At 60.0% G+C, this 26,292-nt stretch carries 27 protein-coding genes and 1 riboswitch; of the genes, 7 read left to right on the top strand and 20 right to left on the bottom strand.

The features are described 5' to 3' along the window. Positions 1-41 precede the first annotated feature (41 nt). Positions 42-272: an RNA-binding S4 domain-containing protein gene (locus tag ACIOTL_RS11305; RefSeq protein ID WP_181148825.1), complete on the top strand. Its 231-nt coding sequence runs from the start codon at positions 42-44 to the stop codon at positions 270-272. Here ACIOTL_RS11305 and ACIOTL_RS11300 read toward each other — a convergent pair whose 3' ends face one another. Then, positions 273-923, bottom strand: a complete 651-nt coding sequence (locus tag ACIOTL_RS11300) for an alpha/beta hydrolase (protein WP_388024018.1) — start codon at positions 921-923, stop codon at positions 273-275. A 686-nt stretch (positions 924-1,609) separates the two neighbouring features. Here ACIOTL_RS11300 and ACIOTL_RS11295 point away from each other — a divergent pair. After that, positions 1,610-1,678, top strand: coding sequence for a hypothetical protein (locus ACIOTL_RS11295; protein WP_388063470.1), 69 nt, complete (start codon positions 1,610-1,612; stop codon positions 1,676-1,678). A 29-nt stretch (positions 1,679-1,707) separates the two neighbouring features. Continuing rightward, positions 1,708-2,604 (top strand): SGNH/GDSL hydrolase family protein, encoded by an 897-nt coding sequence (locus ACIOTL_RS11290; RefSeq protein ID WP_388024020.1) that lies wholly within the window; start codon positions 1,708-1,710, stop codon positions 2,602-2,604. Between the two features lie 82 nt (positions 2,605-2,686). Here ACIOTL_RS11290 and ACIOTL_RS11285 read toward each other — a convergent pair whose 3' ends face one another. Further along, on the bottom strand, positions 2,687-3,832 hold the full coding sequence (locus ACIOTL_RS11285; RefSeq protein WP_400342705.1) for a homoserine O-acetyltransferase: 1,146 nt from the start codon (positions 3,830-3,832) through the stop codon (positions 2,687-2,689). A gap of 2 nt (positions 3,833-3,834) precedes the next feature. After that, entirely contained in the window at positions 3,835-5,178 is a 1,344-nt protein-coding gene (locus tag ACIOTL_RS11280; protein ID WP_400342703.1) for a bifunctional o-acetylhomoserine/o-acetylserine sulfhydrylase, read from the bottom strand. Positions 5,179-5,269: 91 nt separating this feature from the next. Next, a riboswitch (SAM riboswitch) is annotated at positions 5,270-5,389 on the bottom strand. Between the two features lie 172 nt (positions 5,390-5,561). Between ACIOTL_RS11280 and ACIOTL_RS11275 the strand changes: the two genes are divergently transcribed. Next, positions 5,562-6,206, top strand: a complete 645-nt coding sequence (locus ACIOTL_RS11275) for a VOC family protein (RefSeq protein ID WP_332498748.1) — start codon at positions 5,562-5,564, stop codon at positions 6,204-6,206. Positions 6,207-6,267: 61 nt separating this feature from the next. On the opposite strand, the gene ACIOTL_RS11270 is transcribed toward ACIOTL_RS11275, so the two are convergent. Together ACIOTL_RS11270 and ACIOTL_RS11265 are read right to left on the bottom strand one after the other, a co-directional pair. Then, the gene (locus ACIOTL_RS11270) at positions 6,268-6,684 is read right to left on the bottom strand and encodes a GNAT family acetyltransferase (RefSeq protein WP_400342701.1); all 417 of its coding nucleotides are present in this window, start codon (positions 6,682-6,684) and stop codon (positions 6,268-6,270) included. An 18-nt stretch (positions 6,685-6,702) separates the two neighbouring features. Then, positions 6,703-7,485, bottom strand: coding sequence for a CPBP family intramembrane glutamic endopeptidase (locus tag ACIOTL_RS11265; protein ID WP_400342700.1), 783 nt, complete (start codon positions 7,483-7,485; stop codon positions 6,703-6,705). Between the two features lie 96 nt (positions 7,486-7,581). Between ACIOTL_RS11265 and ACIOTL_RS11260 the strand changes: the two genes are divergently transcribed. Next, entirely contained in the window at positions 7,582-8,427 is an 846-nt protein-coding gene (locus ACIOTL_RS11260; RefSeq protein WP_400342698.1) for a phosphotransferase family protein, read from the top strand. Beyond that, complete coding sequence (locus ACIOTL_RS11255; protein ID WP_400342696.1) at positions 8,420-9,328, top strand: phosphotransferase family protein; 909 nt, start codon at positions 8,420-8,422, stop codon at positions 9,326-9,328. The genes ACIOTL_RS11260 and ACIOTL_RS11255 overlap by 8 nt, the downstream gene beginning before the upstream one ends. A 144-nt stretch (positions 9,329-9,472) precedes the next feature. On the opposite strand, the gene ACIOTL_RS11250 is transcribed toward ACIOTL_RS11255, so the two are convergent. The 10 genes from ACIOTL_RS11250 to tpx form a co-directional block, all read right to left on the bottom strand. After that, positions 9,473-10,285, bottom strand: coding sequence for a DeoR/GlpR family DNA-binding transcription regulator (locus tag ACIOTL_RS11250; protein WP_105657191.1), 813 nt, complete (start codon positions 10,283-10,285; stop codon positions 9,473-9,475). Positions 10,286-10,297: 12 nt separating this feature from the next. Next, complete coding sequence (locus tag ACIOTL_RS11245; RefSeq protein ID WP_400342694.1) at positions 10,298-11,008, bottom strand: copper homeostasis protein CutC; 711 nt, start codon at positions 11,006-11,008, stop codon at positions 10,298-10,300. A gap of 2 nt (positions 11,009-11,010) precedes the next feature. Then, positions 11,011-11,868 carry a carbohydrate ABC transporter permease gene (locus ACIOTL_RS11240; RefSeq protein ID WP_388024032.1) on the bottom strand — a complete coding sequence of 286 codons (858 nt, stop codon included), beginning with the start codon at positions 11,866-11,868 and terminating at the stop codon, positions 11,011-11,013. A 2-nt stretch (positions 11,869-11,870) separates the two neighbouring features. After that, the gene (locus tag ACIOTL_RS11235; RefSeq protein WP_388024034.1) at positions 11,871-12,800 is read right to left on the bottom strand and encodes a carbohydrate ABC transporter permease; all 930 of its coding nucleotides are present in this window, start codon (positions 12,798-12,800) and stop codon (positions 11,871-11,873) included. 123 nt (positions 12,801-12,923) lie between these two features. Further along, positions 12,924-14,177 (bottom strand): extracellular solute-binding protein, encoded by a 1,254-nt coding sequence (locus tag ACIOTL_RS11230; protein WP_105657188.1) that lies wholly within the window; start codon positions 14,175-14,177, stop codon positions 12,924-12,926. A 207-nt stretch (positions 14,178-14,384) separates the two neighbouring features. After that, positions 14,385-15,227: a ketose-bisphosphate aldolase gene (locus tag ACIOTL_RS11225; RefSeq protein WP_400342691.1), complete on the bottom strand. Its 843-nt coding sequence runs from the start codon at positions 15,225-15,227 to the stop codon at positions 14,385-14,387. Between the two features lie 11 nt (positions 15,228-15,238). Next, positions 15,239-16,141, bottom strand: a complete 903-nt coding sequence (locus ACIOTL_RS11220; protein ID WP_400342689.1) for a 1-phosphofructokinase family hexose kinase — start codon at positions 16,139-16,141, stop codon at positions 15,239-15,241. A gap of 26 nt (positions 16,142-16,167) precedes the next feature. Further along, positions 16,168-17,106 carry an ROK family protein gene (locus tag ACIOTL_RS11215; protein WP_400342688.1) on the bottom strand — a complete coding sequence of 313 codons (939 nt, stop codon included), beginning with the start codon at positions 17,104-17,106 and terminating at the stop codon, positions 16,168-16,170. Between the two features lie 10 nt (positions 17,107-17,116). Beyond that, a complete protein-coding gene (locus ACIOTL_RS11210) occupies positions 17,117-18,019 on the bottom strand; it encodes an SIS domain-containing protein (protein ID WP_105657184.1) in 903 nt (300 codons plus the stop codon). 427 nt (positions 18,020-18,446) lie between these two features. Next, on the bottom strand, positions 18,447-18,944 hold the full coding sequence (gene tpx, locus ACIOTL_RS11205) for a thiol peroxidase (protein ID WP_105661770.1): 498 nt from the start codon (positions 18,942-18,944) through the stop codon (positions 18,447-18,449). Positions 18,945-19,042: 98 nt separating this feature from the next. Between tpx and ACIOTL_RS11200 the strand changes: the two genes are divergently transcribed. After that, positions 19,043-19,669, top strand: coding sequence for a class I SAM-dependent methyltransferase (locus tag ACIOTL_RS11200; RefSeq protein ID WP_400342687.1), 627 nt, complete (start codon positions 19,043-19,045; stop codon positions 19,667-19,669). Between the two features lie 572 nt (positions 19,670-20,241). Here the strand turns inward: ACIOTL_RS11200 and hutI are convergent. From hutI to ACIOTL_RS11175, 5 genes are all read right to left on the bottom strand, one after another. After that, positions 20,242-21,429: an imidazolonepropionase gene (gene hutI / locus ACIOTL_RS11195; RefSeq protein ID WP_400342685.1), complete on the bottom strand. Its 1,188-nt coding sequence runs from the start codon at positions 21,427-21,429 to the stop codon at positions 20,242-20,244. Positions 21,430-21,565: 136 nt separating this feature from the next. After that, positions 21,566-22,513, bottom strand: coding sequence for a carbohydrate ABC transporter permease (locus ACIOTL_RS11190; protein ID WP_400342683.1), 948 nt, complete (start codon positions 22,511-22,513; stop codon positions 21,566-21,568). Continuing rightward, complete coding sequence (locus ACIOTL_RS11185) at positions 22,510-23,649, bottom strand: carbohydrate ABC transporter permease (protein WP_400342681.1); 1,140 nt, start codon at positions 23,647-23,649, stop codon at positions 22,510-22,512. The genes ACIOTL_RS11190 and ACIOTL_RS11185 overlap by 4 nt, the downstream gene beginning before the upstream one ends. 68 nt (positions 23,650-23,717) lie before the next feature. Beyond that, positions 23,718-25,076 (bottom strand): ABC transporter substrate-binding protein, encoded by a 1,359-nt coding sequence (locus ACIOTL_RS11180; protein ID WP_400342679.1) that lies wholly within the window; start codon positions 25,074-25,076, stop codon positions 23,718-23,720. A 134-nt stretch (positions 25,077-25,210) separates the two neighbouring features. Further along, positions 25,211-26,227 carry a LacI family DNA-binding transcriptional regulator gene (locus ACIOTL_RS11175; protein WP_400342677.1) on the bottom strand — a complete coding sequence of 339 codons (1,017 nt, stop codon included), beginning with the start codon at positions 26,225-26,227 and terminating at the stop codon, positions 25,211-25,213. Positions 26,228-26,292: the final 65 nt, after the last annotated feature.

The raw sequence follows: 26,292 nt of genomic DNA, 5'->3' as shown, positions 1-26,292 counted from the left end.
TCTAACGATGCAGCGCGCTTATTTAGGGAAGAATGGAAGCCATGAGTGCCAACGAAGCTTTTGACCTAGAAATCCGCGACGAGTCCATCCGCTTGGGCCAGTTGCTCAAGCTTGCCTCCCTGGCCGAGGATGGCATCCACGCCAAGGAAATGATTTCCGACGGAATCGTCACCGTCAACGGAGAGGTGGACACCCGTCGGGGGGCGCAGATCCGCCCCGGCGACGTGGTGTGCGTGAATGGTGAATGCGTGAAGGTCACCGCGCAGCAGTAGTCAGCTTTTCCCCAGGACGACCCTGTTGAGGAACTCGGAAACATCCTGCAGTTCTTCCATGCACACCGAGTGGCCAATCTGCCGGTAGGTTTCGCTGGCCAATTCGGTGTGCCCCGGGACCCATCCCAGGGTGTATTCGATCTTGTCCCGGGTGATCACCGGGTCAGCCAGATCGCGGCCCCAGAACAGCGGCAGCGGCTTTTCTGCCAGCTTCGCGTCGTCGAATATATCCAAGGGCCCGGGATCCACGGCGAAGCCCGAGAGCCCGACGACGGCTTCAATGGAATCGGGCTGGTAGCGTGCCAATGAAGTCGCCATGGCCATGCCCTGGGAGAAACCGAGCAGGGTGATCGAGGAGTGCTGCTTTGCCAGCGGTTCCAGCAATGCCCATAGCGCTTCGACGCTGCGTGCCACCGACTCGATGGAGTAATCGATTTCCTGGGTCAGCGGGAACCAGCTGTACCCCGGGCCTGCTTGGAGCGGTGCGCGCACCGAGAGGTAAGTGAACTCTTCGGGCAGATGCTGCGAGAGCCCCATGAGGTCTTGTTCATTCGAGCCATAGCCGTGCAGGAACACCAGCAGCGGAGTTCCAAGGCGGGATTCGTCGTTACGGGAGATGATGGCCACTGGAGCCTGATCCGGGATAGTCATAGTTCCCCAAGACTATCGAACAGGACGTCGCGGGGAACTACAGCTAGCTCAGCGCTTCCGCGGCCCGATTCCATCAATTCCCCGGCCACCGGCGATGGCAGCGCCCGGGTGCAGCAGAACTTCCCCATAATCACCGTCGAATCTGCTGATGGCGTTGGCCGGCACTATCCTGGAACCTTGGTCTTCCAAGGCCTCGAAATCCAGTTGACATGTTACAAGATTATAAATCTTCAAAAATTGCTTAGCTTTCCAAGTTTTTCGTGTTCAACTGGACCAACGGCCTCACGGCCCTCCGGAACGCCGCTCTCGCCGGACGAGACAGCGACAGCGACAGCGACAGAGTAAGGAATAGGCGCCATGGGCGAAATTGAATACAGCGAAGATATTCCGGGGCAGCTGCAAGAGGATCTCGATAGTTTCGGGTACATCGAACCGGACCCGGGAAGCGCTTCGTCCCTATTCGATAACGTGGACGCCGTATTTTCAGTCGGCACTCCCCTGTTCGCCATGCTCTTTATCGCCGTTGTCGGATTGATCATCTTCGTAGCTGTGCGCAATTACCGCAAAGCTAAGAGCGCCGGTTTTGATCCGCTGACCCTGGAAACCGAACTGTTGGCAAGAGCCGCTAATTCAGCTATGCTGGCGCCGGAAAATCCCTTGAGGACAAGCTTGCCGAACTCGATTCCCTGCACTCGCGAGGAATCATTACCCGCGACGAGTACTTGCAGGCGCGCCGGGACGCTTTGAGCGACTAGCACGGCAGCTCGTGGAATCATCCTCGGGAATGATTGACTATAAGTTACCCTTTGGTAACAATAGATTCGTGCCAAACGATTCTGCTTCTGAACTATCAACATCCGCCAATGCCCCACTGCATCCGTGGCGCCGCTATGTCGCCATTGGGGACTCGTTCACCGAGGGCATAGGCGACCCCGACCCGTCGAGCACCGGCCGCCACCTTGGCTGGGCCGACCGCTTGGCCCATGAGCTCAGCCGCACCGTCCCGGACTTCTCGTATGCCAATCTCGCCATTCGAGGCCGGCTGATTGGCCAGATCGTTGCCGAACAGCTCGATCCCTGCATTGACCTGAAGCCTGATCTGATCTCGCTCTGCGCGGGCGGCAACGATGTCCTGCGCCCGGGCGGGGATCCAGACAAGATTGCAGATATCCTCGACAATGCGGTAGCCAAGCTCACCGATACGGGCGCCACGCTCTTGCTCTTCACCGGGCCCGATATTCGCGATACCCCGGTTTTGGGAAGCATCCGAGGCAAAGTGGCGATCTACAACGAAAATGTGCGCACCGTAGCCGCCCGCCACGACGCCATCGTGGCGGACATGTGGGCCTTGCAGGAGTTGCACCAATCCCAGATGTGGGCACCGGATCGCCTGCACTTCTCCCCTGCCGGGCACCGGCGCATTGCCGCCATGGCACTGGACTCGCTGAACGTCGCGCATCCTCTGGATACCGAAATCGTTCCGGCCGTGGATGAACGCAGCTGGCGGGAAGCCCGCAAGGAGGATCTGCAGTGGGCGCGCGAGCATCTTGCTCCCTGGGTATTGCGCCGCCTGCGCCACCAGTCCTCCGGCGACGGCATCACCCCGAAGCGGCCCTCGGCCACGCCGTTTGCGCAGACCAAGCCAAACGACTCGCTCGGCGCCGGCGACAGCGCCAAGTAGGCATGAAAAGCCTGAAGCAGTTCCACCGATTACTGGCGGAACTGCTTCAGGCTTTGAAATCTTCCCGAGCCCTTTCCGGGGCTCAGTCCCCGAACACCAAGGTCCGGAGCACGCCATCGAGCTGCGTGGCATCGGTCAGGAATCCATCGTGGCCAATCGGCGAATCAATGTAGTGCACCGGTTTTGGCTTGGACAGCGACGAGGCCAGCTTCACTGACTGCTCAGGAAAGTACAACCGGTCAGTGGTTACCGCGGCAACCACCACGTTGACGTTCGCCAATCGCGCCAAGGCGGCTTCCAGGGATTCATGGCCGCGAGCCACATCATGACTCATCAGCGCCTCGGTGAGCACCAGGTAGCTGTTGGCGTCGAAACGATTCACCAGCTTGCTGGCCTGATGGTCAAGGTAGCTTTCCACCTGGTACCGCCCGCGAGGCCCCTCGAGCAGACTCGTTGGCTTCTCGCCATCCTGCGGATTGCGCGAGAAACGGGTTTCAAGCTCGGCCTCGGAACGATAGGTGATGTGGGCCAGGCGGCGAGCCAAGCCAAGACCGGCGTCCGGGCGCGCATCGTTGCCGTAGTAGTCGCCATTGCAGAAGTGCGGATCCAACCGGATGGATTGGGTTTGCACCTGTGCAAAGGCAATTTGCTCGGCAGTCGCCTGCGCGCTCGAGGCCATCACTACGAGGTTCTTGACCTGGTCGGGGAACTCGACGGCGTATTCCAACGCGCGCGCACCGCCCATCGAACCGCCAATGACCGCATGCCAGGAATCAATTCCCAGTTGCTTGGCCAGCCGCGCTTCAAGGCGCACCGAGTCCTTGATGGTGACGAAGGGAAAGCTCGAACCGTAGGGCAGGCCCTGGTCGCCCAAGGACGAGGGGCCGGTGGAACCATTGCAACCACCCACCATGTTGATGGACACGACAAAGTACTCATTGGTGTCAACCGTGGCTCCGGGACCTACGAGCTCTTCCCACCAGCCGGCGCTTTGCGAATCGCCTTGCGCAACGTGGGCGTCACCGGTGAGCGCATGCATCACCAGCACCGCGTTGGAGCCATCAGCTGCTAGCGTCCCCCACGTTTCATAGGCCAGCACCACGTCCGGAAGGAATCCACCGAATTCGAAGTGGTGCTCCCCCACGGACTTACGGCGCAAAATGCCGTCTTGCCCGCCGGCGAGCTCTTCGGCGCGCAGAGTATCTTCAGTAGTCACAATGGATGCCATGCCTAGAGGGTTTCCTGCAGTTCCTTGTTCTCGAGGGCTGCAACAGCTTGGAAGCCCAGTTCCAGATCGGCCAGAATATCCTTGATATTCTCCAGTCCGACGCTCAGCCGCACCAGTCCCGGGCTCACGCCGGCCGCAACCTGCTCAGCTTCGGAGAGCTGGGCATGGGTGGTGGAGGCCGGGTGGATGACCAATGAGCGCACGTCGCCGATGTTCGCGACATTGGAGTGCAATACCAGTGCGTCCACGAAGGCCTGGCCGGCTTCCGAACCGCCCTCCAGTTCGAACGCGATGATCGAGCCGGCGCCCTGATCGCTGTACTTCTGCGCACGCTCATGCCATGGCGAAGACTGCAGGCCTGCGTAGGCGACCTTCTGCACTTCCTCGCGGGCTTCGAGCCAGTTGGCAACTTCTACGGCATTCTGGCCGTGGCGTTCAATGCGCAGCGACAAGGTTTCCAGGCCCTGTGCGATCAAGAACGCGTTGAACGGCGCAACCGAGGAACCCAAATCGCGCAGCAACTGCACGCGGGCCTTGAGGATGTAGGCCAGATTGGCGCCCAGGATGCCGTTGACACCCAGGTCGCGGGCGAAGACCAGGCCGTTGTAGGACTCGTCCGGGGTGTTGAAGCCCGGGAAGCGGTCGGCGTCCTTGGCGAAGTCGAAGTTGCCCGAGTCCACGATGACACCGGCAATGGCATTGCCGTGGCCGCCGAGGAACTTGGTGGCCGAATGGATCACGATATCCGCGCCCCACTCGATCGGGCGGATCAGGTACGGGGTGGCCAGGGTGTTGTCCACCAGCAGCGGCACGCCGGCTTCGTGGGCGATCGCCGAGATGCCCTCGATGTCCAGGACGTCCTGTCGCGGATTGGAGATGGTTTCCCCGAAGAAGGCCTTGGTGTTCGGACGCACCGCGGCACGCCAATCATCCAGGTTGTCCGGGTCGGCAACGAAGGTGACCTCGATGCCCAGGCGCTTGAGCGTGTGCTTGAGCAGGTTCTGGGTTCCGCCGTACAGGCTGGGGCTGGCCACCAGGTGGTCGCCGGCTTCGGCCAAATTCAAGATGGCGAAAGTGGTGGCAGCCTGTCCCGAAGAGAGCAGCAGTGCTCCAACGCCGCCCTCCAGGTCAGCGATGCGGGTTTCCACCGCGTCGGTGGTCGGGTTGCCGATACGGGTGTAGATCGGCTCCAGTTCCTGCAGCGCGAAACGTGCAGCAGCGCTCTGGGCGCTGGGGAAGACGAAAGAGGTGGTTTGGAAAATCGGGAGAGCCCGTGCTCCGGTCGTCGGATCCGGGGTCTGGCCGGAGTGGATCTGACGGGTTTCAAATGACCAGTTATTGCTCATGGTTTCCTCCAAATAGCGTTTCATGACTATGGGGGTACGCCACTGAAAAGACACCGACAGGAAGCACCATATCGTGACGACTTCCAGGGGTAACCCGCGCTTGTCCTTGATGCCTTGTGCGTTCAAGGGCCAGGTCTTCACCCGGGGCACCCCACCGCGGTTGGAGGGTTGCCGCCCAGTAAGCCGGGGCTTGTTACTGGGACTCATGACCTGGTACCAGTTTGCCCGAAAACCGAAGATCTTTGCAACGCAAGGGCTCGTCATTGGACTCAATCGGTCATATTTCGCGAATATTGCAGGTTCATCGCAGAGTATTCGATAGCATCCCGGCACTTAGGTGTGCCTAAGTAGAGACTCGCATCACATGTTGCCATGATGGGCACATGATGAGGCTAGATCACGTAAGTTATGCATGCGGCCCAGACGGGCTGTTGCCAACCGCTGAAAGAATCTCCGAGTCCCTCGGACTGGAATTCGTCAAGGGCGGCGTGCATCCACGATTCGGAACACGCAATGTCATCTTCCCGCTCAAGCATGGCCAGTACCTGGAGGTGGTTGAAGTCCTGAACCACCCGGCCAGCGACAAGGCACCCTTCGGACAGGCGGTTCGCGCCCGTTCGGAGCTCGGCGGCGGCTGGATGGGCTGGTGCGTCTCGGTGGAGGATCTATCCAGTGCCGAGGACCGCTTGGGCCGCAAGTCGGTGCCGGGCAACCGGAAGTTCCCTGATGGCCGCGAACTGACCTGGCAGCAGATTGGCATCAAGGGCCTGATCGCCGATCCGCAGTGCCCGTACCTGATTTCCTGGGATGAAGGATCCGAGGAGCTGCATCCGTCGAAGGCGCTGGAACCTGCCGGCGCCATCAGCCAGATCGCCATTGCCGGCTCGCGTGAACGGGTGCTGGATTGGCTGGGCCAGCCGCAGAACGTCAATTTGGGCGCTGTCACCATGCAATATGAAGCGCCGAATGGCACTCCGGGCATCATGTCGGTTACCTTTGAGACCGAGTCCGGCACCGTGGTGCTGTAAACAGTTCCGCAGAGAACGCAAGTAGGCGGGGACAATGGCGTCCCCACCTACTTTCTTTTCGTTAAGGCCGGTCCAGGCGCTTCCCCAGCACCACGACGTGCTGGTCTTCGAAGCCCAGTCGTTCATAGAAATCGATGACGGCAGAGTTCTCCTCGCGGACCATGAGCTGCACCTTGGGCACGCCGCGATCCCGCAGCCACAGGACAGCGGCATCCACCAGCTCCCTTCCCAGGCCGTTGCCCTGCCGGCACGGATCCACCGCAACATAGTAGAGCCAACCTCGGTGGCCATCATGGCCAACCATCGCAGTAGCCATGAGTTGATCGTTCTCAACGATGGCCAGCACCGTGGAAGTAGGCTCGGCCAAAGCCCGTCGGGCGTCGGCGAGCGCATCATTCCACGGACGAGTCAGCCCGGTTGCTTCCCACAATTCAACTGCTTGGCGAAGGTCCTCTTCCCGCAGCACGGTAATCTGCATTGGCTCAGCTTACCTGCGCTACTGGCCGATTCCGATGGCCGGCCCGACCAAGGCGTATCCCACGAAGCCGATGGCATCAAGCAGGAAATGCGCGATAACCAGCGGCATCACCCGCCCGTACTTCTGGTATACCCAGCCGAAGACGATGCCCATGAGCATATTGCCGATCATCGGCCCCACCCCCTGGTACAGGTGGTAGCTGCCTCGGATCATCGCAGAACCAATAATGGTGCTCCACAGGCCCAGCTTCAATTTCTTGGCGTAGGTGAACAGGAATCCGAGCATCAGCACTTCTTCGAGGACTGCATGACGTGCAGCCGACAGCAGAAGCACTGGGACGCTCCACCAATAATCGCCAAGATTCGCTGCTGACAGTGCCGTGGTGACGCCCAGCGCCCGTCCAGCGGCATAGACGCCCAGCGTTCCTACTCCCATGGCCAAGAACATCCCCGCCCCGAGCAGTGCGTCCTTGCCCGGCTTGCGCATATCGAAACCGATGTCCCGGATGGTTCGTCCGGTCGTGCGCTTCATCAGGTAGAGCGCCAGCACGACGGGTACCAAGGCAAAGACTATGTCCAGCAGCTGGTAGGAGAAATCAAAGAACTCGCGGGTGCTCAGCGGGTTGTTCAGGGATGTAGTTTGCTCGCGCAGTGGCGCCCGGGTGACCTTATCGGCAAAGCTCAGCAGCGAGTAGACCGCGCTTTGTCCCAAAGACAGGGCAAGAACCAAGACGATCTCGAACTTGAGGGTCTTGCGGGTTGCTGTCTGCTTAACTTGTTCAGCGTTCACGTTTCCGATCATAGGCTGATCTGGCTGTGCGCGTACTGAGCAGCCTCGTGGCAAACCTGCGATAGCCTGAGGTTGAGACCACCAGCAAGCTGAACGAGAAGAGTGCGAGTGAGCCGTCCTGCCACCATTGGAGAACTGCAGATTGCCCGTCAGCTCTGCCCCGATCTTTCCTGGGAAGATGCGGCGGTGAACGAAGGCGGACAATTCCACAAGGTGGTCATTGGCAATCCGCAAGCGGTGATTCGCATGGCGCGCACGCCAGCGGCCACGGAACAGATGCCCCGTTCCGTCAAGCTGCTGTCTTTGCTGGAGGATCAGCTCAACTACCAGATCCCGGTGGCGGTCTCCGAGATCCTGCACGTCGACGGACTCAGCTCCGTGGCCATGTCCTTCATCCCCGGCAACGCCCATGAACCGCATTACGGGGATCCGAAGGTGCTGGGTCAGCTGGTCAAGGATTTGGCCGAGCTGCCGCTGGAGCCGATCAGCGAGCATCTGGCCAAACCGTTTTCATTCCGTGGCGAATGGACCCAGGCCAGGCAGCAGCAATGCTTCGATGCGCTGCCCGAGGAACTGCGAGGGCCTGCTACCGAGCTCTGGGCCCAGCTCGATTTCCTGGCGCAGGTTCCTGCGGGCTTGGTTCATGGCGATTTGGCCGGTCACAACATGCATTGGATCGGCGAGAAACTGGTTGGCATCTTGGACTGGGACCTGGCCGCTGCGTGGGACCCGGCTTTGAACACCGCTTACCTGAGCCTGTGGCATGGGTTGGAAATGGCGGATTTGATTGCTCCCAGCGCCGAGGAAGCATACCGGGCCAAAATCTGGTTGGGCCTGATGAGTCTTGAACGGCTATCGGATACGCTCTCGCGCACCGACAACCCGAAGATGGGCAAGCTCATGCGCAAGATTGGTCCGCGCATCCTCTCCGCTGCGCAGTCAATCAATGGCTAGGACGCATATTTACGAGCCCCATCAGGTCGCTGCCAGGCTAGCCGCCCGCCGTGGCGCACGCGAGCTGGCACTAACCGGGGAAGGCACCGAATTCCTTTTTTACAGCTCACTGCGCGGGACCCGCTACGAGGGCTACCGCGTCCCTCGAATGCGGGTCTACAACACCAGCAACAATCCGCAGATTTCGGCCAGCAGCCTTCAGATCAAGGAATTGCACTGCAGCCTCTGGGCTCAACAACATGGGTTGCCCAGCGCACGGGCAAGTGATCTCGTTGATCAAGATGGGTACCCGGTGTTGATCACCGAAGTCATCGAAGATGACGGCTCACCAGTGGACGCTCACGCATTGGGCTCGTTGCTGGCTTCTTTGCACGAACTTCCGCCGCTCGCTTTCGACGAGGAAGGCAGCCAGGCCGGCACAATTTATGCGACGGTTGCCCAGCGCATCGCTGACCGCTACGCGAAGCTAGCCCGCCAGCATTCGATGCCAGCCTTGCCATCGGCCGACGTGTTGCGTGCTCTTCTCGAAAGATCCTTGCACCGGCGCAGGCTGTTGCATCTGGATATCCGTAGGCAGAACGTTCGTGTTCTGGCTGGAATGCCCCTGGCCATATTCGATTGGAGTAATGCCCTCTGCGCTGCCCCGGAGATGGAACTGGCACGCATCGAGGAATACGCTGCCATTGCCGAAAACGGTTTGGACAACGAGCGCTTGCGTACTGCATACACCGGAAATGGCGGCAGTTTCGACGACACTTCGGCAGCGTGGACTGTGCTGAGGCTGGATGCTGCGGTGATGCTCGCCGGGGTATTCAACTCCGTGGCTCCCAATAGCAATCGTGAACAGCTCTTCCTCGCGCGAAGCCGGGCGTTGCTTGAAAACCTGGGCTCCTCGCTTTGACCTGTGCGGCCGGCCCTGCTTGTTGCGCGCGTTGCTTTGACAGGACCAGCGCAGGCCATCGGAAAAGATAGTGCTTGGCATCCGCTGGTCCCGCAAGCACAAACGCCGACCGGACCAGCAGCTCGGTGGGCAGTTCCAGCGCAGCTAGGATTTCTCCTCGGGCCGATATTCCGCCACGTCCATGGCTGCACGCATGCCGGCCTTGGCCAAGGCACCCAGTTGCTCGCTTGTGGCGTCGTTGTCCGTGATGATGCCGGTCAGGTTCTGACGATCCAAGATGACAAACGAGCGCCTGCCGATCTTCGATGAATCGGCCACCAGGTAGCTGCTGCTCGATTGCCGGATCATTTGCTCATTGACTGCCGCTTCCATTTCATCGCTGACCATCGGACCGACTTCGGGATCCAACCCGTTGATTCCGACAAAAGCCAAGTCAATGGTGATCTTTGCCAGAGAGGACTGCGCCATTGGACCAACCAGCTCGTAAGAACGGTCGTTGAGCACGCCGCCAGTAACCATCACCCGGATATGCGGGCGGACGGCCAGCATCGAGGCAATGTTCACCGCGTTGGTGACCACGGTCAACGTGACCCGGCCCGGTTCACCCACCAGGTCTTGGCGCAGGCTCAGTTCGCTGGCGATCGCCTTGGTGGTGGTTCCCCCGGATAATCCGATGACCATATTCTGCGAGACCATGTCGGCTGCCAGCTTCGCGATTTGCGCCTTCGCGCGGTCGTTGCTATCGCGCTGGTAGCGGGAAGGCAGGTCGTAGGCCACCGAGTTGGAGACCGCACCTCCGTGAGTGCGGGTAAGCAGTGATGCGGCGGCCAATGCGTCCAGGTCCCGGCGCGCCGTGGCCGGGCTGGTACCCAGTTGCTTGACGACTTCCTCTACATCGATCTGGCCGCGGCTGGCCAGCAGATCGAGGATCTGGTTCTGCCGTTCCTCGCGTTTCATCGTGCGCGCTCCTTAATTTTCCAGTTCATCAAGCGTGCAGCGCAGTTGGCGCACCTGTTGCTCAGATACTTCGATGGTATCGGCATAGCGGGTCTTGGCAGAAGAATGAACGGCTGCGACTCCCAGTCTGCGTACGGATTCAATATCTGTTGCCTGCAGCCCGCCACCGCACATGATCTCGATCCGGCTGCCGGCGGCTTGAACCATGGCCTCGATCGTGGCCATGCCCTGGTCAACGGTTCTTCTCCCGCCGCTGCTGAGCACTCGGTGAGCCGGGAACTCCAGAAGCCTGGCAAGTTCCCCTATTGGGTCTCGGCTGGCATCGATGGCCCGGTGCACCGTGATTTCCAGCCTCTGGTTCACCGCCAGGGCGGCCTCGGCCCAGTGCCGCATCATGGCCAAGTCCAGTGCCCCGCGTGGATCCAGCGCACCGAGCACTATCCCGTCTACCCCCGCGGCAGCAAGACGTGCAGCTTGCCTCTCCATGAGCGCGGCTTCCTCGGTGGTGTAGCGGAAATTTCCCGGACGGCTGCGCAGCAGTGCGTGCACCCCTCGTGGAGGCCGATGCTCAAGGATCTGTTCGAGCGCTTCCGGGTTTGGCGTGAGCCCGCCTAGTTCCAGCGCTTGGCAGGCTTCGAGCCGATCGGCTCCGGCCCGCGTTGCCCGTTGGGCGCATGCACCAGACGTGGCCACGATTTCCAGCGCCGGCAACGCCGTGCCCACGGCTATTTCACCGCACCGGCAGCCAGGCCGCCGATCAGCCGCTTCTCGATCAATGCGAAGAGCACGATCACCGGAACGATGGCCACAATGGATACTCCGAAAACGTATTGCCATGCAGTGGAGTACTGGCCAACGAACTTGGTCAACGCGACGCTCAACGGCTGGTTCTCGGCGGTGGAGAGGATCACCAGCGAGGCAGCGAATTCATTCCAGCAGGAAACAAAAGTGAAGATCACTGCTGTGACAATACCCGGCCAAACCAGTGGAAGGTTGATGGTGAACAGCACCCGCAGCTTTCCAGCCCCATCAATCTGCGCAGCTTCATCGATGCTGCGTGGTACGCCTGCGAAGAAAGAGTGCATGATCCATACCGCGAAGGCCAAGTTGAAGGCGGCATTGATCAGGATCATTGCCAGCCAAGTGTCGTTCAGATTCCAAGCCAGCATCTGCTTGAACAAACCTGCGGTGAGCACGGCAGGTTGCAGCATCTGCGTGACAATCACCAAGAACATGAACACCATCTTGCCCGGGAACTTGAATCGGGCGGTGTAGTAGGCGGCCGGGGTCGCGACCAGCAGTACCAGCAAGGTGGCGAAAACCGCGATCACGATGGTGGAGATCAAGTTGTAGGGCACCGGAGTTTCCGGGGTGTCCCACATGGTGATGTAGTTGGAAAACTGCGCACCATCCTGCGGCAGGTATTTTGGCGGGATGGCCAGGATTTCGGATTGGGTTTTCAGCGACCCGATCAGCATCGTGCCGTAGGGAATGAGGAAGATAATGACTACCGCGAAGCCTACAACCATCCGGCCGATGACAGTCTTCTTCGCGGCTCGATCTTCGGTTACCAAAAATGCCACGGCTAGATCTCCTGCATGGGTTTGACGGTTTTCACGTAGATCGCCACAATCACCAGCACGATTGCGAAATTCACAACCGAAAGTGCCGAAGACAGATCCAGTCGGCGGTCGAATTGCAGCACCTTGAAGATGTAGGTCATCAGCGTGTCTGCGCTGTTGCCGGGGATGGATCCGGTCATCACTTTCAATATCGGCAAGTTATTGAAGACGTTGATGATGTTGATCAGCACCGAGACGGCCAGCGCGGATCGCAGCTGGGGAATGATCACCAACAGGTAGGTTTTCCATCTACCGGCTCCATCTACGCGGGCTGCTTCCAAAGTTTCTTGCGGGATTGCTTGCAACCCGGCCAGCAGGGTGTAGGTCGTAAAAGGGATGGAAACAAAGATGGCCACAACTACCGAAACGGCAATGGCGGGAACGGCGTTCTTGGTCCATCCGTAGCCTTCATCCATCAAGCCGAGTTGAACAAAGAAGTGGTTGAAGATGCCGTAGTTCGGATCCAGCCCGTAGTAGAAAACTGTGGTGGTCATGACTACTGAGGCGGCCCATGGGACGATAACCGCCATCCGGACGATGGTGCGTCCAGGGAAGGGTTTGTTCAAGAACTGGGCCAGGACCAGTGACAGCAGCACGGTAATGACCACCACCGACACCACCCAGAGAACGGTGTTGAGCAAAACGCGGGGCAAGACCGGGTCTTGGAAGATGGTCACGAAGTTCTCCAGGCCTGCCGATTCAAGATCGGTTCCCACCGAAGAGATCTTCCTGGTCGAGTTGTAGATCATGTAGCCGGCGGGGAACACCACGATGGCCAGGATCAGCAAGAGTGCCGGCCCAATCCATGGCAAAGAAGACAAGAATGTCTGGGAATCCGTGCCTCGGCGGCGGGTGCGCCGGGCCCGGTTCGTGGCTGGCAGTACGGAGCTCATAGTCGGCTCGCTTTCGTTGCGTTCGGCCAGGTAACCCTGGGACCGGAGATTCTCGGTTGTCCAGCACGGCAGGCCCGGCGGTGTTACGCCGGGCCTGCCGTGGAATGCTTCCGGTAGCAGTTCCTAGCTTGCGGCGTCGGCCTTGGCTTGGATGCTCTCGAGTACTTCCTGAGCAGACTTGCCGGTCCCCAACTCGCCCATCAGTGACTTGAATGCACCATCGGTGGCGTTCCATGCCGGGTTTGTCGTCGGGTAGAAGACCGCGTTAGGCAACATGTCCAGGAATGGCGTGAGTGTTTCGTCTCCAGCCATCTTCTCGGAGCCGGACTTCGTCGTTGGCAAGAATCCTTCGGTGCTCACCCAATCGGTGTAGACGTCAGCGGAGAAGAAGTAGTCCATGAATTCTTTGACGGCAGCAGACTTGCTGCCGTCATTCCTGAAGGACATCAAGCGATCGGCAACACCCAGCGTTGCAGGCTCACCGGATTTCGTCGGCACGGCAGCCACACCGTAGTCCAGCTTCGGGTTCTCGTCCTCAATCTGCCCGATTGTCTGCGGCAGCGCGTAGGCGAAGCCGAGCTTGCCTTGGACGAACGTGTTGAGCATCGGGGTACGCTGTGTGGCACCGGGATCATTCTGGGTGACACCGTCGTCTACCATCTTCTTCATGAACTCGGCCGCTTCGAGGTTTTGCGGCGTATTCACCGAGATCTTCTGCGAGTCTCCGAAACTGCCACCGTTTCCGGCGAACCAGATCAGCGATTCGCCCTGGGCTTCCTCGCTGCCCAGGGGCATCCCGTAACCATCGGCCTTGGTTTTCTCGCTGATCAGCTTCGATGCATCATGGAGTTCTTCCCAGGTGGTAGGAACGGCATCAACGCCGGCTTCTTCCATCAGGGCCTTGTTGTAGAACAAAGCCCGGGCCGAAGCGATCAATGGCAAACCGAATTGGGTGCCTTCGAACTTCTCCGCGTCCGCAAAAGTCGTTTGGAAATCATCGATGGTTTCCTGCGAGGCAATGTCACTTGCCGGTGCAAGCAGGCCCTCGGCAGCGAACTCCGCGAAGGCTCCGCCGTTGTAGATGTCAGGAGCTTGTCCACCCTGCAACTTGGTTTTCAGCACACCCTCGATGTTTTCCCAAGACTGGACTTCGAGGTTGACGTCAATGTTCTCGTGCTCGGCTTCGAAGTCAGCGATTACGCCTTCCCAGAGGCCCTTGGTCCCATCCGAGTAAGTCGGTACGAGCATGTTCAAGGTCGTAGTGCCACCTGAAGCATCCGCGGATCCGCCACCATTATCAGAAAAACCGCAACTGGTCAGTAGCAATGCCGCGGCTGTTGAAAGGGCGAGAACCCCGGTTCGCGTCGTACGTTTCATGGTTGCTCCTCATCGCTGTGATGCTTTTGCATCGATGCAAGTGTGAATAATTCGTGACTTTTCTTGCCGATATAAATCAAGAAAAGTCAGATTCACTAAAAAGTATGAAGTGTTACGGATCACAGGTCAAGAGAATTTTGATATTTAGAGATTTAAATTGTTCGAAAAAGCTCATAAGTAATCATTAATGCATGCTTCTTTGCCAGTTTAGTGCTCAAGCAAGGCAAAGAGGCGGAGCAGGCGGGCCGCTTCTGAGGCCAAGGCTGCGCGGCCAGCGCCGACATATTTGCGTGAGTCAACGGCACCAGGATTAGCTTCGAGCCAATCACGCACGGCACGGGTAAAGAATCCATTCAGGTGCGTGGAAACATTAATCTTGCGCATGCCGGAGTTAATCGCCTCGACCAGCGTAGTGTCGGGGACCCCGGATGACCCGTGGAGCACCACTGGTATGGCCAGCGTTGACGAAAGCTGCTCAATCAGTGGCAAGTCCAGGCTGGCAGATCGCTCAAGCATGGCGTGCGAGGAACCGACGGCCACGGCGAGGGCATCAACCTCTGTCAGAGAATGAAAATGCCGTGCTTCGACAGGGTCGGTGCGTACCCCAGGAGCGTGGGCACCGTCCTTTCCGCCAATTTCTCCAAGTTCTGCCTCGACGTAGACCCCTTGGCGATGGGCGGCTTCCACTACTCGTATGGTGGCTGCAACGTTCTGCTCAAAGGGCAGTTTGGCGCCGTCGAACATGACCGATCCAAATCCCAGATCCATTGCCTGGTATACCAGCGATTCATCCTCGGCATGATCCAAATGCACAGCCACCGGGACTTCGGCAGATTTGGCCAATGCCAGTGTTGCAGCGGCAATCGCGTGGAGTCCACCGTGGTATTTCACGCAATTCTCGCTAATCTGCAAGATCACCGGCAACCCGACCTGCTCAGCACCACCGATTATGGCTTGGGCGGTCTCGAGGTGAATAACATTAAAAGCTCCTTGGCCTCGGCGTTGCTTTACTGCCTGATCCATAATTTGGCTGGTGGGAACCAATGGCATGGTCGTGCTCCTTAGATTTGTTCGTTCGCAGGGATAATGCGGTAGTTGGTGTCTCTAGCCAGCTCGATGTGCTGGGGTGACAGGCTCCCTGCAGTTGGCATGAGTACCGTAGCCGCGGACCAGGCGACAGCCCGTCGCAAGATCGCTTCCCGGTTCAGCAGCTGCACAAACCCCGAGGCGATAGCGGCCACGGCCGAATCCCCTGCCCCAGTTGGGTTCCCGGACAGCGTTCGGTTGAGTTTGGCATGGGCGACCAGCGGTGTTTCCCTGGTGAAGTGGTACAGCCCTTGGGCCCCGGCACTGACATAGACTTCCGGGGCGCCAAGACGCAGCAATTCCCGCGCTCCCCCACCTATGCTGGCGCAACCGGTGGCCTCGCGCAGCTCATGATCGTTGGGCTTGAGAACTGCCCCGCATTTGGCAGCGAGCAGCAGGTTTGGCCCGCTGGTATCCACCACAGTCCACAGTCCTTGGCCGGTGGCGTGGCCAATGATCCTGCTGATTGTTTCCTTGGGAGTTCCCGGTGGCCAGGATCCGCAGATGGCCACCGCGCTCGCTGTCGATAGCAAGGCCTGGAACTCGTCTTCTATACGCGACCATTCGGCAGTTGCCAGCGCGGTACCTGTTTCGTTGAAGATGCTCGTCATGTCGGACTCCGCGTCATGGAAAGCCATGGAGCGGCGGGTGGGGACAGAAGTGCGAACCGGATTGATCGCAATGCCCTGCTGTCCTAATTCGACAGCGAATTGCTCTCCAAGGCTGCCACCCAGCGGACATATGACTTCGACGTCAATGCCCTGGGAGTGCAGTACATTGGCTACGTTGATCCCCTTGCCACCTGCTTGGCGATGCTGCAGCGTGACCCTGTGGCTGGAGTCCAGCTTCAAATTCGGGGTCAAGTAGGTTTCGTCCATGGCCGGATTCGGCGTGAAGCTAAGAATCATGGGTGGCGCCCTGCCCCGGGACGTGTTGACTGGCGGGCGAGCAGCAAGGCACCTTGCAACCCTGCCTCCGCGCCAAGCCGCGCCGGAACAATCCGTGGTCTGCGTTGGAAAGATAATCGCCGTTCTAGCGATTGTTCTATCTCAGCAAAGAACGATGGCCCGGCTTGAGCCAAACCTCCGCCAATGATGATTCCTTCTGGCGCGGTTGATGAGCATAGTTGAGCCAGCGTGAAGCTCAGAGCCTCAATGGCCTCCGCGATGATCGTTGCCGCTTTGGCGTCTCCAGCGGCCCGGGCGGCGAAGATTTCTTTGGCACCGGCCGATGTTCCCGTGGCTTGTTCGTATCTTCGTGCGATGGCACCGGCCGAGGCGAGGGTTTCCAGGCAGCCTGTGGCACCGCAAGCACAGAGCAGGCCTCCGGGGACCGGCGCATGCCCCAGTTCCCCTGCGTACCCGCCAGCTTCCAAGAGACGGCCGTCGACCACCAAGGCCGACGCAATCCCGGTTCCTATGATCAAAATGGCGCTGTTGCGCCGCAGTGCGTCGTCGTGTGCGCCGCTTCCTAACTCCAGTTCTGCACGGGCAGCCGAAGCCACATCATGCCCGAAGCCCACAGGCAGTCCGAGCGCGTCAGAGACCAGCCGCTTCATCGGAACATCGCGCCAGCCGAGGTTCGCTGAGAACACTGCCATTTCGGCAACCAGGTCTACCAATCCGCAGACCACCAGGCCCGCTGCCGCCGGCTGCTGGTCATTCGCTTCACGGAGCTTGGCTGCGAGCCCGAGCAACTGGTCAACGAGTACCTGGGCGGCAAGCTGCGGGGATGCCTTGCGCGTAGGTTCTCGCAGTACCCGGAGAATTTCACCTTCTTCTGTGGCCAGCCCGGCTTTAACGTCGGTGCCGCCGACATCGAAGAGCAGATATCGTTTTAACATGGCTGAGTACTCAGCCTTCCAGAATCACCGAGCGCGTGAGGTTGCGCGGGTGGTCCGGGTCCATCCCCCGGGCACGCGCCCGGTCCAGGGTGACCCTGTGAATGTAGGCAAGCTCGGCCAACGGGTGACGGTCTTCATTGATGTAGATGGCGCCAGTGCTGCGCACCTGGATATCCAGGTCCTCGGGCTGTTCGCCGAGCATCCACGTCACTCGGTTGGGCGCGGCAATGGCGATCGGCCCGTGACGGTAGTCCATTGCAGGGTAGGCTTCGGTCCACCCTTGGACAGCCTCTCTCATTTTCAAGGCGGCTTCATGGGCCAGGCCCACGGAGAATCCCCGTCCAAGGAAGGTGAATTGTTCTGCGTCCACTAGTTCTTGTGGTGTTGGCGAGTTCACCAGCGCTTCGGCTTGGGTCATTGCGTGATCCAGCTTTTCCCCCACGCTGGAGAGCAAATAAGCCAGGGCAGTGGTAGCAAAACGCGTCTGGACGACGGACTGCTCATCGGCATAAGGCAGCTGAATCACGGCATCGACCCTGTCCACTATGGGCGAGGCCACGTCCCCGATGATGCCTACGGTGTGGATGCTGTCATCGAGTTCGGCCAGCAGTTGGAGCACTTCAGAGGTGGTGCCCGAACGAGTAATCGCAACCACGGCATCGTAGTCACGCGTAGCGATACGCGCTTCAGATGCGGCGAAGGCATCAGTCACACCGTGGCCTGCTGCTTCTCTCGCCGCGGCATAGGCTTCAGCCATGAACCATGATGTCCCGCATCCCACTACGGCAACCTTCGCGCCCTTGGCCGGCAACAGGTTTTCGCGCTGTTGCTGCGCTACTGCACGACGCCACATCTCTGGTTGCGAGACCAGCTCTTCTTCCATATGTGCGCCTAGCACGGTTCGCTCGCTCATGCGTTTGCTCCTTTTGGCATGCAGTGCCCGACAGATCAGGATTGATGTTTTATGATTATTTTTAGATGATAACAGTCAGAAACAATCTATTTCGAGTATAGGGTGAGAAACCCGTCTTGAGAATGCCTGCCCAGAAATTCTCCAATTACCGCCAGTGGCAGACCGCTCCCAAAAGTGCGGCAGCAATCGACTATTGATGGGAATTAACTAGTCAGCGAGGAAATTACCGCGTTGTTCCAGGCATGCAGATTCTGCTCGTCCGATAGCCGGTCCACTGATGATCAACCTCGGCGAAATGTGTTCCCACCACAAGCCACGTGAGATTTGGCTTGATCGACCGATGGGATTACCGGCTTGGGCATAAAGAAAGCCCGCCTGAAAAATTTTCAAGCGGGCTTTCATGCACCGTTTCCGGTGCAAACAATATCTAGTTCAGTGCTGAGATGGCTGCATCGTAGTCCGGCTCGGTGGTGATCTCCGGGACGATTTGGCTGTAAACAACCTTGCCGTCTTCATCCAGGACAACAACCGAACGGGCCAGCAAGCCACCCAGTGGACCGTCAACCTGGGTCACACCGTAGTCCGAACCGAAGTCGGAACGGAAGACCGAAGCAGCGGTAACGTTCTCGATGTCTTCGGCACCGCAGAAGCGTCCCAGTGCGAATGGCAAGTCAGCAGAAACGCACACCACGGTCGTGTTCTCCAGGCCGGCAGCCAATTCGTTGAAGCGACGCACGCTGGCAGCGCAAACGCCGGTATCAACCGACGGGAAGATGTTCAGGACAACGCGACGGCCAGCCAGCGATTCGCTGGTGACATCTGCAAGGCCGGTGTCGGTGAGAGTGAAAGCTGGAGCCTGCGAGCCAACGGCCGGCAGATCACCAATAGTCTGTACAGGGGTTCCCTTGAAAGCAGTATTAGCCATAGGTCCTGTTTATCATGAATGCCTAATCCGGAGCTATATTTTCTGCCTACTAGCGCAAACAAGTCGCTCACCTCTCGTTCCCATGCAAAACTGTGGACATGGGCCCCGACTACGATTCATACGCAGCGAAGATGCGTGCTCAGACCCTTGACGGCACTGATTTGGAAGTAGTTGCCCGTTTCACCGACATGCTCTGCCGCCGCAATTCACGAATTCTCGATATCGGTTGCGGGGTAGGCAACACCGTCAACGCCTTGCGCCACTTGGGACACCGTGGCTACGGCATAGATCCCACTCCCCAAGTGCTGGATGTAGCTGCAGAGCTATTCGACGGCAGCTGGTTCCGGCAGCTATCGGCGAACCAGCTGGCCGTGGGCTCATTGGACGAGCATGACCTGCCAAGGACGTACGACGCCATATTGTTGACCGGTAATGTGCCTGCTTTCATTTCTCGCGATGAACTGCGAGGCGTTTTCAACTTAGCCGATCAGGTGCTCAGCGTCTCTGGCGTACTCGTTGTCGGAACCACCCGCCATGCCAACGGCGGACCGGAAGACCAGGACGAACTTCGCGAAGGGACCTCGCTGCAGCTCGTGCAGCGATTCGCCGACTGGCATTTAGCTCCCTACCGTTCTGGCTCCCAATGGTCGGTGAGCGTGTACGCGCGCACCGGTCAGCGTTCAGGATTCGAGAGCCCAGATGGAATATTCATTCTGCCCTCCTAGCCTCGTGGCTATTTGCGAAACGCCGCCAGGTATTCAACAGGCGGCAAGCTTTTCAAGGCCTGGAATCGCTGCCTAAATGCGACCGCTGTTTCGTAGCCAACTGACCTCGCAAGAGAAGCTGCGGTTTCATCGGTTACCACGAGCCGCCGGCAAGCTCTTTTATTCTCAGTGACATTGGGACCGTGGGCATCCCCATGCAGAACTGTGCTGAGCCAAGCGGGGAGAATTGCCCATGGTCCGGGCACGAGACGCTCATTTCCCAGCGCTAGGAAGCTACCGGTCTGGGAAGGCACGGAGGCGTGCCTCGATCTCACCAGAAGCCGCCACCAGTCGTCGGGAATTGGGAGTAGCGGACCTGCGTGGCCAGCAGGGGCAGGCATTGAAGGCTTCTCATCGCTTCGATCTACCGGGCGGACAGAATGCAGAGTCCTAGTTTTGCTTACGGCTTGGACTGCTTCAATCCGCAGCACGGCCCGGGGCCGAAGAATCCTTGCGGCCGGATCCCTGCCGCCCCTATCCCCCTTCCCTGGGCGCGCGATCCAGACAAATTTTGGATGGGCTCCTGCAAAGATCTAGATCGCTTTGCCGGCCCGATACACGCTGTGGGTCAGGTTCATCCCGGGACGGTACGCCAGATGCGCAGCAACTGGAGCGTCAAGAACATGCAGATCCGCGCGCTTGCCGATCTCAATGGATCCCACTTGGTCGGCAACCCCCAGCGCGAGCGCCCCGCCGTAGGTTGCCGCCTCGATGGCTTCAGCCAGGGTCAGGTCCATTTGGAGCACAGCAGTAGCCACGCAGAAGTTCATGTTGCTCGTGTAGCTGGTACCCGGATTGCAGTTGCTTGCCAGTGCGATTCGCACGCCTGCATCGAGCAGTGCACGGCCCGGTGCCAACGGTTGCCGTGTCGACAGGTCGCAGGCGGGCAAGCAGGTGGCGACGGTGCCCGCAGTCCCTGTTCTTGTTGCCGTGTCCCAGCCAGCCCAGCTTCCGGCGAGCGCCTGGAGGTCCTGTTCGTCCAGGTAATTCACGTGGTCTACCGAGTGGCTGCCGAACTCTACGGCCAGCTTCACGCCCGGCCCTGGACCCAGCTGGTTTCCGTGGACCTTGGTTGCCAGTCCCTTGTTCCTTGCGGCGTCCAGGACCCGGCGCGACTGTTCTTCGGTGAATGCGCCGCGTTCGCAGAAGACATCCACGAAGTCGACGTAGGCCGCCACGGCATCCAGCATCGGTCCGGTGACCAAATCGGTGTAGTCATCGGCATCCCATCCTGCCGGGACCAGGTGTGCGCCCAGGAAAGTCAGGGAATCGACCAGCGGCTTGCCCAGCACCGAATGCCGGGTCTCTTCTTCCAGTGCCAGTCCGTAGCCGGTCTTGGTTTCCATCCAGGTGGTGCCCATCGCAAGAGCTTCACGGCGGCGATCAGCCACGAGGTCGGCCAGCGCCTTGTCCGAGAGCTGCCCGGTGGCCGATGTGGTGACCGCGATGCCTCCAGCGGCATAGGACTGGCCTGCCATGCGGGCTACGAACTCCTCGGCGCGGTCGCCGCCGAAAATCAAGTGGCTGTGGGAATCAACCCAACCGGGCAGCACCGCACGGCCGCCCAAATCGATCTCGTGTCCTGCAGCAGGTGCATGCGCCATGTTGCCGATCCATGCAACCAGTCCGTCCTCGATCAGCACCGCCGCGTCTTCCAGCACGCGGCCCTTCGCGTCAACCGTAGTCAGCTGTCCAATGTTGGTAAGCAACAAGGTTGCCATGAGCGCTCCGCCTTCGTGGTATTTCCAATCCTTTAGCCAAGAGCCTACCCATGGCTTGTTGCCTGTGGGGCAGAACAACAGGGTGCCCGTCTGGGATTTCAGACTGGCACCCTTTTGTTCCCACTTCAGGCCAGGGTTACCCCTTGGTGGCACCTGCCAGCAATCCCCGCACGAAGAACCGTTGCAGGGCGAAGAAGACCGCCAGCGGAATGATCATCGAGATGAAAGCGCCTGCGGTGAGCAGCTCCCAGGATTGCCCGTAGGTACCCGAGAGGTCTTGGAGCGCTTTCGTGATCGGCAAGCCTCCACCCGAGGTGAAGACCGTCGCCACCAAGAGGTCATTCCACACCCAGAGGAACTGGAAGATTCCGAAGGACGCAATAGCCGGCATCGACAGGGGCAGGACGATCTTCGAGAAGATCTTCCCGTGCCCGGCTCCGTCAACACGAGCAGCCTCGATGACCTCATCGGGGATCTCCGAAATGAAGTTGTGCAGCATGAAGATCGCCAACGGCAAGGCGAAGATCGTGTGGGCAATCCAGACCTTGGCGTAGGCGCCATCCAACCCGTTGACTCCCAAGCCCGGCAGGATATACAGCCCACCGATCTTCACTCCGTCCGAGAACAGCTGGAGCAGCGGAACCAGCGCCATCTGGATCGGAACGATCTGCAGGGCGAAAATGAGAACGAAGAGCGTATTGCGCCCCTTGAAGTTGATCCACGCGAAAGCGTAGGCAGCCAAGCTGGCGACAAGGATCGGCACGATCGCCGCCGGAATGGTGATGACCAGCGAATTCAGGAACGCCTTGGAGAGCGGAAGGCTGTCGCCGGAGGCAAAGGCCTGCGCATAGTTATCGAGCGTGAATGAAGGGTTGGACAGGGCCGTCCACCAGCCCGAGGTCTTGATGTCATCAGCCTGCCTGAAGGAGGAGACAAACAGGCCGAAGGTGGGGATGCTCCACACCGCGGCAATGATGAACGCCGCAATGGTGGCTGCGCGGGAGGTGGTGGCTTTGCGCAGTTTCCCACTGGTTTTCTCGGTAGCCGCCAAGAGGCGTCGAGAGGATTCGCTGACGGTGCTCATCGGATTCCCCTTTGCTTCTTATGCTGGCGGACGTTGTAGATGATGATCGGCAGTACCAGGATGAACAGGATGACGGCCAGGGCCGAGCTGTAGCCGGTGCGTGCCCCGAGCTGGAACTGGCGCACCATTTCGAATGCCAGCACCGTTGTATCCGAGCGTCCGCCGGTCATCGAAGAGACGATGTCGAAGACCTTGAGCGAGGCGATGGAAATGGTGGTCAATACGACGATGACTGTGGAACGGATCCCCGGCAGCGTGACATTGGCGAAGCGCTGCCATGGGCTGGCCCCGTCCAGGGAGGCTGCTTCGATTTGCTCTGCGGGCACGCCCTTGATGGCCGCGGACAGGATGACCATGGCGAATCCCGCCTGTGTCCAGATCAGGATGACCACCAGGAACAACGTGTTCCACGGTTCGAGCCCGAGCCAGTCGACCGGCGTGGCCCCGAATGCCGTGATGATCGCGTTGAGCACGCCTATTTGCTCGCCCTGGCGGATGTCGTAGAAGAACTTGAAGATGATCGATGCGCCAACGAAGGAAATCGCCATGGGCATGAACACCAGCAGCTTGAAGAACTTCTCGCCACGGCTCTTGTCGATGAATACCGCGTAGGCCAATCCGATGATAGTGGAGACCACGGGCGCCACCAGAACCCACACCAGGGTATTGAGCAGGGCGGTTAGGCCATCGGGGCTGGTGAAGACCCAGCGGAAATTCCCCAGGCCGACGAAGCCGGATCCGTCGTTGGCCATGAAGGCGCTGAGCGCGGTGCGGACCGTGGGGTAGATCAAGCCGATTGCGAGCAGCAGCATGGCCGGAGCCAGGAAACCGGACAGCTGCAGCAGCGCGCCGGCGCCGGATCGCGAGCGCCGGTCCAGGATAAACAGCACCGCGCCGAGCACCGCGGCCAGCGCGGCCACCCACATCACGGAGTTGTACAGGCCCAGGACCAGCAGGATCGCCACCGGGACCAAGACCGCGGCGGCAAAGCGCACGACGGCGAAAACCCGTCCGCCCTTGGTCGCTATCTCGACAAAGGCGAGGATCGCTGCGATCAAGACCGCGAAGGCAACCAGGACGATCGGCACTTGGACTAGCGGCGGAACGCCAGCCAGCCACTGGAAGAATTCAGACATGCGCTCAGGCTCCTACAATCCCGCCAACGGCCGGGACTCCCGGCCGTTGGCGATGGACCAGATGGCGACTAGGAGTCATAGCCGGACTGGATATTTTCAAGCACTTCCTTGGTCGGCTTGCCATCGACCCAGTCCACCAGGCCCTTCCAGAAGGAGTCGGAGCCGACGCTCTTGGGCATCAGATCAGACCCGTCGAAGCGGAAGGTGGTGTTCGGATCCTGCAGCAATTCAACAGCGGAGCGCAGCAGATCGCTGCTGGCGTTCTTCGGATCAAGCCCGGAGTTCGCCGAGATCACGCCGCCGAGTCCAACGCGGCTATTGGCCCAATCCGCGCTGGCCAGGTATTCCTGGACCTTGGCGGTATCCTCATCATTGGAGAAGGCGGCAACGAATTCACCGCCGCCTACAACAGATACGGGGTCATCGGCTTTGGCTGGCGGGGCAACGAAAGCCCAGACATCCCCGTCAGGCGCCACGGTAGCCTTCTCGCCATCGGCGTTCTTGGAATCCAGGACGTATCCTTCCAGGAAGGATGCCTGGTGGGTCAGCGGGCAGGTTCCCTTGGCCACGGCCGTGCCAACATCGCCGAAGGCGGTGGCGTTGATCGACTTCACGTCGCCATATCCGGCGTTGACTTGCTCTGGGTCCAGCAGGATCTTTCCAACGGAATCGAAGGCGCTGGTGATTTCTGGCGAAGTGAATTCCAGATCTCCCGAAACCCACTTGTCGTAGGCTTCGGTTCCGGACTGGCGCAGGACCGCGTCTTCAATCCAGTCGGTGCCCGGCCATCCCGATGCCTCGCCCGAAGCGAATCCGGCACACCAGGCCGGTTCATTGGTCTGCTTCGAGATTTCGGTGCCCAGGGTGGTCATTTCATCCCAGGTTTCCGGGACGCTCAAGCCCCACTGCTCGAACTGCTTGGGCGAGTACCAGATGTAGCCTTTCACGCTGGCCATCAGCGGCACCCCGTACTGCACCCCATCGACCTTGCCGTAGTTCTGCCAGTCTTCGGACCAGTTGCTCTGCAGCTGGGACTGCACTGCCTCGGGAAGTTGCTGCACCTTGCCCTGGGCCACGGTGGCCTGCAGCAAGCCCGGTTGCGGGAAGACGGCCAGGTCCGGGGTGTCGCCGCCTTGGACCTTGATTCCGATTTGGGATTCGAAGTTCTTGTCGCCGGTGTAGCGGATCTTGATGCCGTTCTCCTCGGACCACTTGGCCCAGGATTCTTCCAGCAGTTCCGCTTCAATGCCGGTGACCGGGCCGTAGATGTCGACGACTCCGTCGGCTTGGCCCACTTGCGCTTCGCCGCCGCCGGAGGCGTTGGGGTCATTGGGGTCTGCTCCGCCCGAGCAACCGGCCAGGAGCAGGCCGATTGCTGCCACCGAGATAACCGGCGCGAACTTCAGCCCGCGTTTTGCTTTAGTCATGATGCCCTCCACGTTGGGTAATGCCCTGCCGGATGAGGCGGCCTGGCACGAGTGATCCCCTCAATAGTGACGCAGGTCATCGACGCGCGTCAACAGTTATGGGAGAACACCGTGGAGAAATTGGCGCGGGCAGGTCATTGCGGTGCCGGGCCCGAGCTGTCCCGGACCACCATCAGCGGCGCGACCTGTTGCTGCACCGGCGCTTGGGAGCGCCCCTCGATCTGCTGCACCAGGGCGTCCACCGCGGCATGGGAAATGGCCTCCCCCGGCGGGGCCACCGTGGTCAGCGCCGGGGCAACCATCTCGGCCGAACGGTCCCCGACCCCCAGTGCGATCACCGAGAGGTCATCGGGGATCCGCAACGCAGCCATGCCAGCGGCGTTGACAAATCCCGCGGTGGCGAACTCCTTGAGCGCCAGCACCGCAGTGGGTCGCGGGTGCAGTTCCAGGTAGGCATTCAGCGCCGCGCGGCCGCCGCGGGCGTTGTTTTCCACCGGCACTTCCTGCATCACCATGCCCCGATCGCGCACGGCATCGCAGATGGCCCGGGCCGTGCGGATGGCCGGGCCGTTGCCGGCTTCCTGGTCTTCCACCGATACGTTGATGTACATGATGGATTGGTGGCCGAGGCTCGCCAAATAGTCCACCGCGATGCGCCCGGCCTGGGCAAAGTCATTATCGACATAGGACAGGTCCGCGCTGTCATCGGGACGGCCAATGGAGGCAAAGGCAATGCCCGCGCGCCGCAGGACATCAAAGCGCGGGTCATTGATCGACACTTCCATCAAGAGCACCCCGGCCACCAGCTTCTGTCCGACCAGGCTTTCCAATCCCATGGCATCGGTCATCGGGTTGGACCACAACAGCATGTGGTAGCCCAGCGCGCGGGCACGCTCCATGGCGGCGGTGACGTACTCGAACTCGGTGGAAGAATAGCCGTCCAGGCTGGTGGGAAAGTGCAGGGCAAGGATGCCCCGGCGCGATCCGGCCAGGCCCTGGGCAAAGGCATCCGGGGTGTAGTTCAACTCCCGCATGGCCGCCAGGACCCTGGCCTTGGTCGCCTCGGAAATGGTGCGCCGGCCGCTGATCACGTAGGACACGGTACTAGGAGATACGCCGGCCAAGCGCGCCACGTCGTTCCTGGTAGCCATGAGCCCACCGCCTTTGGTTATTCCAACTCGTCATCCCTATTGAAACACGGCGGCGGGCAATCCCC

The sequence above is a fragment of the Glutamicibacter sp. NPDC087673 genome, assembly GCF_044743255.1.
Classification (GTDB): domain Bacteria; phylum Actinomycetota; class Actinomycetes; order Actinomycetales; family Micrococcaceae; genus Glutamicibacter.
Note: the sequence above shows the minus strand (reverse complement) of the source record. Positions and strands in the feature narration are given on the sequence as shown.